Here is a 9035-nt window from a genome sequence, read left to right as displayed (position 1 = left end):
TATATACAATCTAAATTTTATTATTTTTTTCTTTGTTAACTGGGAAACACAGGAAGTTTTTAGATTATAGAAATCAACCATAATATTAAAATACTAAAAAACTCATTCAAACGAATGAGTTTTATTATTAATATTTTGGTTGATCGTATTTCTTTTTAAGTTTTAATAAGATAGGAACTAATAATGTTAATATTGTTGTATAAATTGGAATTGTAATTAAACCTTTTAAAATTATTGGAGTAAGATAGAAGTAGAAATATCCACTAATTTCTCTTCCTTTATTTGTTTTAACAGCGATAAAACGATTGTAATAATTAATAAAAGCAATCGGTCCTCAAAGTCAACGGAAAATGATTATTATAATGCAAATAGTTGCGAAAATAAAGGTTAAAAGGTAATAAATTTCTTTTTTAGTCTTAAAATATTTAAAAATAAAGAAACTAAAAACTGCAATACTTACTATTGAAAAAATAGAAATAAAAGTTAATACTATTTCTTTTGTAAAAAAACTTCTTCAGTCTTTATTAATATTTTCAATTCTAACATTTTTGGTAGTATTTAAAACTTCTAAAAAGTAAATTAAAAGCATTGTAACTATTACCAAAGCAAATGAAGTGATTATAACTATAAAACTTCATTTATTTTTTAATTGGTAAATATATAACAAAGATCAAGAAACTATAGCGATAAGTGGTGGTACAATTGCATATTCAATCATTCAAGTTGCTATACTTCCAACTATTAGCAAAGTAAAAGTATCTGCAATTATTGCAAGAAAAGCACCTTTAAAAGGTCCAAAAACTAAACCTAAAATAATACTAAAAGGTATTTCAAAACTAATGTTTAATTTACTTGTAAAAATCGTTAATCTTAAAATAGAAGTAATTATTAAATAAATAGCAATTAAAATTCCACTTAAAACTATATCGGAAATTGTAATTTTAAAAATTTTTGATTTAGTAAAATACTTGGAATCAGTTGATGGTGTATTTGGTTGTAAATTTGTTGTTTTTGTAATACACCTTCTTTATTTATTTAATTTAAAGTGTTTTAAAACGTATTGTTTTACTGATTCATAATCAAGTTTTATTTTTTTATAAACTAGATCACCTGGAGCTGAATAACCAAAATCATCATGTCCAATATTGTGTCTTGCTAATTTAGCTCATCCAAAAGTAGAAGCCGCTTCAATAGAAATAGTGTTCATAGGGTTTCAAAGCACTTTATTATCTCAGTTAGATGCTGAAATAACGTTTAAATCAAATTCTTTACCAATTTTTAGTGCTGTTGCTAGTTCACTTCCTGTTGCAACTAAAGCGTATTTAGAATTTGTTTTATTCACAAAGTAACTTCCTTGTTTAAATAAGTCTTTATTTGTTGAAGCAAGTGAAGTAATGTTTTGTCTTGTTAGAACTATAACGTGTGGTTTATTTACTGAATTAATTGCTAATTCATATGAAGCAATTACTTCTTTTTCATCAGCAGGTCTTAAAACTTTAATTCCAGGCAATGATCTAAGCATAGCTAATTGTTCAATTGGTTGGTGAGTTGGTCCATCTTCCCCAACAAACACTGAATCGTGTGTAAATACATAAGTTACAGGCAATTTCATTAATGCTGAAAGTCTCATTGCTGGTTTTACATAATCTGAAAATACAAAGAATGTTGAAACGAAAGGTTTTAGAACTGAGTGAAGTGCGAGTCCGTTTGCAATTGCTCCCATTGCAAATTCTCTAACTCCAAATAATAGGTTTCTTCCTTGTCTGTTTTCAACTGAAAATACCCCATCAGCTCCACCAACTTTTGTAGAAGCAACTAAGTCTGCTGATCCACCAATTCAGTGTTGTGTATTTTCGTTTAAATATTTAATAACAGCACCTGAAGAATTTCTAGTAGCATCATTTTCTTTTAATGTTAAATTAATAGAAATTTCTTTATTAGCATTTTCTAAATAATTTTTTAATTCTTCTGATTCTACAAAAGAATTTTGTGCATCTTCTCCACGTTTAAACAGAGTTTCTCTGTAATATTGTTCAACTTCTTGTGGTAATTCAAAATCATCCATTGTTCAATTTAATTTGCTTTTTAGGTTTTCAAAGTCTTTACCAAGTGGAGCACCGTGCACATCGCTTGTTCCTTGTTTTGTTGCACCTTCACCAATGATTGTTTTTACTTCTATAAATGAAGGTTTTTTAGATGATTTTGCTTTTTCAATTGCTTTAGAAATTTTTTCTACATCATTTTTTACTTGTTGGTAGAAAAATCCAAGTGATTCCATTTTTAGTCTTAAATCATCTGCATTTACTGCTTCAACTTTTGTATCAAGTTGCACATCATTTGAATCGTGTAAAATAATTAATTTGTTTAATTCTCATTTTCCTGCAAGAGATAAAGCTTCATTAGCAACTCCTTCTTGAAGGTCTCCATCACCACATAAAACATATGTATAGTGGTTAATTTCAGAAAATTTAGAATTTAAATGACTTTCTGCAAGTGCAAGTCCTACTCCCATTCCAATTCCTTGACCAAGTGGTCCAGTTGTTGCTTCAACTCCTATTGTATGTCCAAATTCTGGGTGACCTGGTGTTAAAGAATCCATTTGTCTAAAGTTCATTAAATCTTCTTTTTTAATTAATCCTAAAACTCTTAATTGAGCATATAATAATGCTGAACCGTGTCCTGCTGATAAGATAAATCTATCTCTATTAATTCATTCTGGAGACATTGGGTTAAAAACTAAATGTCTTGAAAATAAAGTGTGCATAATTGTTGCAGCACCTAAAACAATCCCTGGGTGACCTGAATTTGCTTTATTTATTGCTGCTGTTCCATTAATTTTTAAAGTATTAATGGAAAGTTGATCTAAATTTTTATTGTAGTTCATTTTTATCCTTTAATTTTATTTTTTATTTATTTTTCCTTTATAAAACAATGAAATATTTTCAGCATCTATCCCTATAAGTAACTTAATTGATTCTCTTAAAGAGTTAATTAAGTTATTGATAATATCGCTAAATTCATGTTTGTTTTCATAAATGTAAAATTGAGCTTCTATACTAATATTGGTATTGGAATTGTTAAATTTTATCTTAACATCACCATCTAGTTTTACAAAATCAGTTTTAGAAAATACAGATTTTACTGTTTGTAAAAATGATTGTTCATAAACAGTATAAATTTGATTAAGACCGTAATTAACAATAACATAATTCATATTTATTTACCAGCTCTTCCAACGTATTTTCCTGTTTCACTTGAAACAATAATAATTTCACCTTCTTTAATAAACATAGGTGTTTCAACTTCAAAACCTGTTTCCACAATAACTTTTTTTTGTGGGTTTGTTGTAGTATTTCCTTTAACAGCTTCTGGAGCTTCAATTACTTTTAATTCAATATTGATAGGTAATTCAATATCTAAAATTTCTTGTTCGAATTTTCTAACAATAACTTTTAATCCGTCTTTTAAAAAGTTTAATTCTCATTGAAGTTTAGAAACATCAATTCCAATTTGTTCATAGGTTTCTTCATCCATTAAAATAATTTCGTTTCCGTCGTTATATAGATAATTCATACCTGTTTTTTCTATATGAGCTTTTTCAACTTTATCTCCACCTGTGTAGGATTTAATTGTTGTAGCTCCTGTTCTTAAGTTTTTTACTTTTGCTTTAACTGTTGCTTGACCTCTACCTTGTTTTGAGTGTTGGGACTCTAAAACAATAAAAAGTTCACCATCTTCTTGATAAGTTATCCCTGGTTTAAAATCATTAACATTAAACATTATTCCTCCTAATTAAATATTATTTTAATTATAATATATTTTTAAAAAGTTTTATAATTTAATATTATGAATCAAATAGGATCACTAGAAAATAAAAAATTAGATGGTTTACCTTTATGAGCAACCATTTTATTTGGATCTCTTTTCATTGTTCTTGGAATTATTTTATTTTTCTATTATCCAAGAACAAAAAGAAAAGCACAAGAGTACAAAGAAAAGCAATTAATTAAATATAAAGAAAAAAACAACCAAAAGAGTGTAAAAAACATTGACTATGAAAGCACTGGAATGTATTTACCAGTTTGAGAAAAAATAAAATTAGTTAGTCCTTTATTTTTTGGTCTTGTTTTTTGTATTATAGGAATTTCCTGAATTATTGGAGGAACTATTGTTTTATAAAACAAAAAAATAATATAATAATAATTAATAAAATTAATAGTTTTCACCTAAAATTATTAATTGATTGGTATAATATAAGGAGAAAAATCATAGGAGGAAATTTATGTTAAAAATTTTTAATGAAGCAACTAATGTAAAAGTTGTGGAAACAGCTGGGGGAGTAGGTCTTGGTGGTTGAATAGGTATTGTTATTGCTGTTGCAGTAATTTTATTTATTGTTGGTGGTATCATCGGAGTTTTAGTATCTAAGAAAATGTTTGAAAAACAAATAAAAGAAAATCCTCCAATTACTGAAAAAATGATTAGAGCTATGTTCCTACAAATGGGAAGAAAAGCTTCTGAAACACAAATTAAAGCTGTTATGCGTTCAATGAAAAATGCTAAAAATAACTAACTTAGGAAACTAAGTTTTTTCTTTCGCTTTTTTTGAAAACATCTATTTTTCCTTTATTTTAATAAATTAAAAAATAAAAAAATACCTATAAAGGTATTTTCTTTGGACAATATATTGAAATGGTACGCCCTAGAGGATTCGAACCTCTGACCCAATGGTTAAAAGCCATTTGCTCTACCTGCTGAGCTAAGGGCGCACTGGTGCTCGAAACTGGACTTGAACCAGCACGGTGTTGCCACCGAGGGATTTTAAGTCCCTTGCGTCTACCTATTCCGCCACTCGAGCTTGTCTCGTATTAACATACTTTTATAATTATACTATTTTTTTTAAAAAAACCAAATTTTTTTGAGATTTTTTTAAAATTTTTTATTTGATATTATTTATTATTTAGTAATTATCATAAAAGTATATAAATTATAATAAAAATTTTAAATATTTTAAGAAAAAAGTGAAATTTTTACAATGATAGCAGAAAATAAAAACCGCTTGGTGCAGTTTAAAGTTAATATTTTGAATTTAAATATTTTCGTTGATAATTTCTCTAATTTTTTCAAAATTTATTTGTTCATGTACATCTGTGTTGTATGAAAAATCTATAACTTTATTTTGATTGTTTAACACTATATAACCACGATTTAGTAAAAATACTTGATCAATTAAAAATCCGTATTTTAGTCCAAATTCTCTATGTTTGTAGTCTGAATAGATTTCAATATTAGGTAATAAATTTACTGATTTTCACTCAGCAATAGCACTTGGTAAATCAAGTGAAATAGAGATAAATCTTACTTCTTTAAATTCTGATGCTAATTTAGAAATTTCTTTTGTTTGTTCATCACAAACTCTAGTGTTTAAAGAAGGAAAAATAGAGATAATTGTTAATTTATCAAAATTTTTGATTTCTACATCTTCAAACATTGTGTTAGTTGCTTTAAAAGAAATTACATCTCCTTTTTCAAGGGATTTTCCATTATTTAATAATCTATATTCTTTTTGTTTAAATTTTGTTGTCATTTTTAATCCTTTTTATTAATTTGTGCATAAAATAATTATATTTTACATTTTTTTTGGATTCATACATAATTTTTGCATTACAAAAAGAAAAATTATAAAAAAATCAAATTTTTTCACTCATTTTGTTTTCAAAATAACAATAAAATGTTTGCATAGAATCATTTTGATGTTCAAAAATCAGTTTATATCCTTTTTCAAAGAAAATATTTTTTGTTTTTTCTAGATTAATTTTACTTGTTAAGGAATTAAATTCTAATTCGTTGTATTTATAAATTTTCTTTAAAAAGTCACGTATTTTTTCAAAATTTAAATTTTGTGTTTTGCAATAATTTAGAAAATTTAAAAACAAAATAAGGTTTTTAAAAGGATTGTCAAAAACTAAAGAAGTTTTTTGTTCTATAGTAATATTCATTTTAGAATCCAAATTGACATTAATTAAGTTACTACCCTCTTTATTTAAAAGTCTCTGTTTAATTACTTCTAAATCTATTATTTTAAATAATTCATTATTCATTAAAATTTTGGTAGTATTTAATTCAGTATTTAAAAAATGACATATAGTAATAAATAGTTCAATATCACTTATTTTTATATATTTATTTTTATTTTTAACATAAAAAATAATGTTATTAAAGTCATTTTCATAATCTATTAAAACATCAGATTTTTTAAATAAATTAAAGTAAAGTTTATTAATCATTTTACTTTTAATTATGCTAAAAGGAGAATAATTAAATTTTAAATCCATTTTTCCAACTATCTTTTGTTGTAATAATTTAATGTCATTATTTTTATTTAAAAAACCTATATTAAGAATTTTAGAATCATTTTTTCGTAGCATAAAATCATTAATTAAAGTGGTTGCAAAATTTTCAACAATATTGTCAATTTTCAAAATTGAAAAACTATTATTTTTTTGAATGTTCTCAAATTCTAAATTTGTTTCATATTCAAAATAAAATTTCATTTTTTCAATTTCCTCTTTGCTCAAAAACTGCATATTTCCTTTATAAAAGCTAATACTTATTTCTTTGCTTAAAGGATTTTCACTAATATAAATAGAATAATCAAAACCTACTTTTCTAGAAGCAAAAGCAAACAAAGGAAAAAAAATAGAATCTTTTTTTCTTAATGTTGTAATTTGATTAGTATCTTTAAATTCAAATAAAGAAATAAAAATTTCACTAATTTTATCTGCTTTTTCGCTATTTTGATTTGCAATAAAAATTTTTTGTTTTTTATTTTCTTGAAAAATTAATTTTTCAAAAGCATAAATCAGTTTTTTAGCTCCATTTAAATCTAAAAATTCAAAGAAATTTGTACTTGATAAATTAAATTTGGACGTATTTTTTATTAAATAATTAAATATGTTTTTTTCTTTTTCCATTTTACTCCATTTGGTGTTTTTACATATGGCGGAGGTTAAAGGAATCGAACCCTTACCAATGGGTTTGGAATCCATTGTACTACCATTATACTAAACCTCCATAAAATTATTTTATGTTTATTTTTTCAATTCTTTCTTTTGCTATTTTAAAGTATTTTTCATCTTTTTCTATTCCAATAAAATTTCTTTTTAATTTTAATGCAGCAACCCCTGTAGTTCCGCTACCCATAAAAGGATCTAAAATTAAATCCCCTTCATTTGTATGAATTTTGATAATTTCTTCCATTAATTTTAAACTTTTTTGAGTAGGATGATCAACTTTCTCTTTCCCTGATACAATAGGGAACTCAAAAAGCGATCTTAAATATGGTTTTTCTTTTGGTTTATTAAATATTCATTTTGCTTTTTGTTTAACACCTCAAATTGCAAATTCCATATCTTGAACATATCTTCTATTTATATTTCTTGGCATTGGATTGCTTTTTTGTCAAACTAAAACATCTTTAACTTCTATTTTATTATTTTCTAGTTCTTTTATTATAAAACTCATATATTTATAAGAACAAAAAATAACTATTGAACCGTTATCGTCTAAAAGTTGCACATACTTTGAAATTCAACTAAATAAATCAAAATTTTGATCTCATTGTCCAAACAAAATTCCTTTTCTCGGTGAGTTTAGAGTTGAAAAATTATTTTCTTTTGAAATATTATAAGGTGGATCACAAATAATATGATCTACCATAATTTTATTTTCAATAAGATCATCAACTATTTTATAAGCATCACCATTATATAATTTATAATTACTTTCTTTTTCTTTTTTATTATATGACTTTGCAATTTGTGTTGCTATAGCTTTGGCTAAAAGTGGTGGAACAGCATTTCCTATTTGTCTGCAAATACTAGTTTTTGGTCCTAAAAAAACAAAACTATCGTAAAACTTTGTAGTCTTGCTGCTTCTCTTGGTGTAATAGAACGATTCAAAATAGGATGAGAATTTTTTCCATTAGAAGGTGTATCAAATCTAGTATCAATTGTAGGACTTACTTCATTTCATTTTAATCTTGATCAAGTTGTATTAAATTTTTGCTTACCTCAAAGTTCTTTTGGAAGGTGATTTTTATCACCTTCTGAAGGTATCATTTTTAACTTTTCTAAAGCAATTTGTGAATGATTTGTTGCTTGATGATTAAATAATTTATTGCTTTTCATTGTTTTTTGATACTCACTTTGTGCTTCAAATTTATAATCTGACTCAAAAGAACCTTCTGAAGATTCTAAATAATTTAAATCAGAAATAGCATCTTTAACAGTAACTATTTTTTCTGTATTTTTGATAGGTAATTCAATGTTTTTAGATAAAGAACCAATAATAATTGCTCTTTCTCTTTTTTGCGGTACTCCAAAGTCTTTAGCATTTAAAATTCCATAATTAATTTGATAACCAAGATTAGTAAATTTTTCATATATTTGCTTAATGAAATAACCATCTAGTGTATTTAAAAGGTTTTTAACATTTTCAATAACAAAAACTTCTGGTTTTAATTCTTTGACTAAATTATAATATTCTAAGAATAAAAAATTCCTTGGATCATCTAAACCTTTAAGTTTTCCTTTTAAACTAAAACCTTGACAAGGTGGTCCACCTATTATCATATTTATTTTTTCTTGTTTAGCAGTTTCAATAATTTGCGACTTTACTTCTTTTGAAGTTAAATCACCACAAATTATTTTAGTGTTAGGAAAGTTAAATTTAAAGGTTTTTAAGGCATTTTGATCAAAATCTACAGCAATACTAGTTTTAAAATCTTTATGTTGTTCAAAACCTGATGAAAAACCACCAGCACCTGAAAATAAATCTAAAATTTTAAATTCCATCCCTCTCCTTCTACGTTGCTACCATTAAATTATAAACATTTTTTTGCTTTTTTGAATAAAAATTCTTTCATTAAAAAGTTTATTATTTAAGTATTTAAATAATAAAAAAACTCCTTTCAGGAGCTAATAGTTCTTTCAAAACTGAATAGCAAATTACTTCTCAAATTAAATTAAATACCT

At 25.1% G+C, this 9035-nt stretch carries 10 protein-coding genes and 3 tRNA genes; 2 read left to right on the top strand and 11 right to left on the bottom strand.

What is annotated here, in order from left to right; all coding sequences use genetic code 4:
• Window positions 1-127: 127 nt before the first annotated feature.
• From ACXX85_RS03820 to efp, 4 genes are all read right to left on the bottom strand, one after another.
• Window positions 128-718, bottom strand: a complete 591-nt coding sequence (locus ACXX85_RS03820) for a hypothetical protein (protein ID WP_458559473.1) — start codon at window positions 716-718, stop codon at window positions 128-130.
• 309 nt (window positions 719-1027) lie between these two features.
• Window positions 1028-2884 (bottom strand): transketolase, encoded by a 1857-nt coding sequence (locus tag ACXX85_RS03815; RefSeq protein WP_458560671.1) that lies wholly within the window; start codon window positions 2882-2884, stop codon window positions 1028-1030.
• Window positions 2885-2899: 15 nt separating this feature from the next.
• On the bottom strand, window positions 2900-3214 hold the full coding sequence (locus ACXX85_RS03810) for an MMB_0454 family protein (protein WP_436358441.1): 315 nt from the start codon (window positions 3212-3214) through the stop codon (window positions 2900-2902).
• Window positions 3215-3216: 2 nt separating this feature from the next.
• On the bottom strand, window positions 3217-3780 hold the full coding sequence (gene efp / locus ACXX85_RS03805) for an elongation factor P (RefSeq protein ID WP_436358442.1): 564 nt from the start codon (window positions 3778-3780) through the stop codon (window positions 3217-3219).
• Between the two features lie 66 nt (window positions 3781-3846).
• Between efp and ACXX85_RS03800 the strand changes: the two genes are divergently transcribed.
• A complete protein-coding gene (locus tag ACXX85_RS03800; protein WP_458557522.1) occupies window positions 3847-4179 on the top strand; it encodes a hypothetical protein in 333 nt (110 codons plus the stop codon).
• A gap of 103 nt (window positions 4180-4282) precedes the next feature.
• A complete protein-coding gene (locus ACXX85_RS03795; protein ID WP_458560670.1) occupies window positions 4283-4573 on the top strand; it encodes a YneF family protein in 291 nt (96 codons plus the stop codon).
• A 120-nt stretch (window positions 4574-4693) separates the two neighbouring features.
• Here ACXX85_RS03795 and ACXX85_RS03790 read toward each other — a convergent pair.
• The 7 genes from ACXX85_RS03790 to ACXX85_RS03760 all read right to left on the bottom strand — a co-directional run bounded on the left by ACXX85_RS03790 (window position 4694) and on the right by ACXX85_RS03760 (window position 8855).
• A tRNA-Lys gene (locus ACXX85_RS03790) sits at window positions 4694-4769 on the bottom strand.
• Between the two features lie 2 nt (window positions 4770-4771).
• Window positions 4772-4858 (bottom strand) — tRNA-Leu (locus ACXX85_RS03785).
• A 231-nt stretch (window positions 4859-5089) separates the two neighbouring features.
• Window positions 5090-5587, bottom strand: a complete 498-nt coding sequence (locus ACXX85_RS03780; RefSeq protein ID WP_458557732.1) for a redoxin domain-containing protein — start codon at window positions 5585-5587, stop codon at window positions 5090-5092.
• Window positions 5571-6974, bottom strand: a complete 1404-nt coding sequence (locus ACXX85_RS03775; RefSeq protein WP_458559475.1) for a hypothetical protein — start codon at window positions 6972-6974, stop codon at window positions 5571-5573. The genes ACXX85_RS03780 and ACXX85_RS03775 overlap by 17 nt, the downstream gene beginning before the upstream one ends.
• A gap of 26 nt (window positions 6975-7000) precedes the next feature.
• Window positions 7001-7074, bottom strand: a tRNA-Trp gene (locus ACXX85_RS03770).
• Window positions 7075-7080: 6 nt separating this feature from the next.
• A complete protein-coding gene (locus ACXX85_RS03765) occupies window positions 7081-7719 on the bottom strand; it encodes a DNA-methyltransferase (RefSeq protein ID WP_436358447.1) in 639 nt (212 codons plus the stop codon).
• 173 nt (window positions 7720-7892) lie between these two features.
• Complete coding sequence (locus tag ACXX85_RS03760; protein WP_458560669.1) at window positions 7893-8855, bottom strand: DNA cytosine methyltransferase; 963 nt, start codon at window positions 8853-8855, stop codon at window positions 7893-7895.
• Window positions 8856-9035: the final 180 nt, after the last annotated feature.

It is taken from the genome of Mycoplasma sp. Z386, from assembly GCF_054343375.1.
Note: the sequence above shows the minus strand (reverse complement) of the source record. Positions and strands in the feature narration are given on the sequence as shown.